This window comes from uncultured Lutibacter sp., assembly GCF_937891065.1.
Classification (GTDB): Bacteria; Bacteroidota; Bacteroidia; order Flavobacteriales; family Flavobacteriaceae; genus Lutibacter.
On sequence record NZ_CALAEQ010000254.1, the window covers coordinates 1 to 2,701 of the forward strand.

Here is a 2,701-nt window from a genome sequence, read left to right on the forward strand (position 1 = left end):
ATAGATAACATTTGAAATGTTGGTTCAGTGCTACTCAATGCTTTTTGCTGACAATGACCGTGAATTTTTAAAGTTTGTACTTTTTTTGTAAAACTATCAACTGAAATATTCTTTTTCTCAAATTCTTGCTTCATAAATTCTTCAATAGTAAAAGTGTTTTCAGAAATTTCTTTTGCAGCATCTTTATCATCTGCTAACCTTAAATATTCATCTCTAAAAGTTAAAATTGCAGAAGGTTCTATACCAACTAAAGGTTTTTTTGGTGAAATAATATTTTTGAAATAGTTTACATTAAAATCTGCCTTTTCTTTGGCTTTGTCTAAAATACCTTTTGAAATAAAGCTTCTTCCACTTTCTTCATGTTGTGTAATGTTTACTTTGTAACCTAATTTCATCAATAATTCAATGGTGTCAATACCAATGTTTGCATCATAATAATTAGTAAACTCATCAACAAATAGAAACAATTCACCATTTTTAAAAGGCTGATTTAAGAGTCTTTTTTTGTTTTTTCTATACCAGCTATATACCGTTTTTTTAGCTAATTTAGGAATGCTTCTTTGGGTTGCAATTCCCATCAATTTTTTAGTGAGTTTTGTGTTTAACACTAAATTTGTAAAAGTAGGAGTAAGGCTACCTAATTTATTCCACATTACATTATTCGCGAACATTTTAGTCCTAAACGGAATGCCATTTTCTTTATAATATTGATGTAGAAATTCAGCTTTTAAGGCCGCAACATCTACATTACTTGGGCATTCACTTGCACAGGCTTTACAACTTAAACAAAGGTCAAATACATCGTATAATTCTTTGTGATTAAATTTATTTTGTTTTTCTGAATTTGTTAAAAATTCACGTAATGCATTTGCTCTGGCACGTGTTGTGTCTTTTTCATTTCGAGTAGCTCTATAACTAGGACACATAGTTCCTCCGGCTTCAGGAAGTTTTCTACAATCTCCTGAGCCATTACATTTTTCGGCAGCTCTTAGAATGCCTAAACTATCAGAAAAATCTTGGATAGTTTCAATCTCTGGTTCAACTCTTTCAACTTCATAACGAAGGTTTTCATCCATAGGAAATGAATCAATAATTTTACCTTTGTTAAAGATATTCTTAGGATCAAAAGTTTGTTTTATTCGTTTTAAAAGCTCGTAATTTTTTTCTCCAATCATTTTTGAAATAAACTCGGCTCTTACAATTCCATCACCGTGTTCACCACTAAATGAACCGCCATACGATTTTACTAAATCAGATGTTCTTGTCGTTATTTCTCTAAATAAAATAACATCTTCTTTTTTCTTTAAATTTAGAATAGGACGTAAATGCAGCTCACCAGCACCAGCGTGTGCATAATACACAGCATCTTGGTTGTATTCTTCCATTATTTTTGTAAAATCTGAAATGTAGTTTGGTAAATCTTTCACTTCAACAGCCGTATCTTCTATACAAGGAACAGATTTTTGATCACCAACAATATTTCCTAACAAACCTAAACCAGCTTTACGTAAGTTTACCGCTTTATTGATGTCACTATTTATTAATTTAGGGAATGCATAACCTAAATTACTTTCTTTTAAATCATTTATTAAATTATCAGCTAATTTGTTAGTCTCTTCATCTGAATTAGTGCAAATTTCAAGCATTAATATAGCTTTGGGGTCGCCTTCAACAAAAAACCTGTTTTTTAATTGCTCTCTGTTATTTTTAGTACAATCTAAAATGGTTTTATCCATTAATTCACATGTATATAAATTGTGCTTCATTGCAATTAAAACAGCATCCATACTTTCTTTAATGCTGTTAAAATGTGCAGCCACCATACAATTTTTTGAAGGTGGTAACACATCTAATTTCAAGGTTATCTCAGTGGTAAAAGCTAAAGTACCTTCACTTCCTGTTAATAAAGTTGATAAATTTATATTTGGGTTTGTTCCTCCAAAACCTTCATAACTCAATAATTCATCAATAGCATATCCATTATTTCTTCGATGGATATTTTTTTTAGGAAATTCTTTTGTTATTTCTTGCTGATTTTCAGTATTGGAAAGTTCATTGAAAATAGTTTGATAAATTTTATTTTCTAATGAATTACCTTGTTTTTTTAGTTTAAAATCTGAAGTGCTAATTTCATTAAAATTGGCTTCTGAACCATCGCTTAAAATTGTTTTTAACTCAATTACTTTATCACGTGTAACACCATACTTGATTGAAGTTGTGCCAGATGAGTTGTTTCCAACCATTCCGCCAAGCATACATCTATTACTAGTTGAAGTGTTTGGGCTAAAAAATAAATTATATGGTTTTAAATAGTCATTTAATTCATCTCTAATAATACCTGGCTGAATAGTAACCGTTTTTTTATATTCATCAAAAGCTAAAATTTTGGTGAAATGTTTTGATATATCTACAACTAAACCATTGCCTACACATTGCCCTGCTAATGAAGTTCCTGCAGCTCTTGGAATTAAAGTAATATTATTTTCAGTTGCAAATTGAATTAGTACTTTTAAATCTTGATTGCTTTTTGGATATGCAACACCAAGTGGAATTTTTCTATATACGGATGCATCAGTTGCGTAAATACTTTTATGTAAATTATCAAAAAATAATTCTCCTGACAATAAATGGGATAATTTGTTTAAGTCTAAGTCTAAGTTTTTTGAAGACATTTTGATTCTTTATTTTTAAAATTAAAACT

The 2,701-nt window shown here is 29.7% G+C and carries 1 protein-coding gene; it reads right to left on the reverse strand.

Features of this window, described 5'->3' with window-relative positions:
• A partial coding sequence (locus Q0352_RS13585; RefSeq protein ID WP_299528386.1) for an FAD-binding and (Fe-S)-binding domain-containing protein occupies positions 1–2,672 on the reverse strand: 2,672 nt, incomplete at its 3' end.
• Positions 2,673–2,701: the final 29 nt, after the last annotated feature.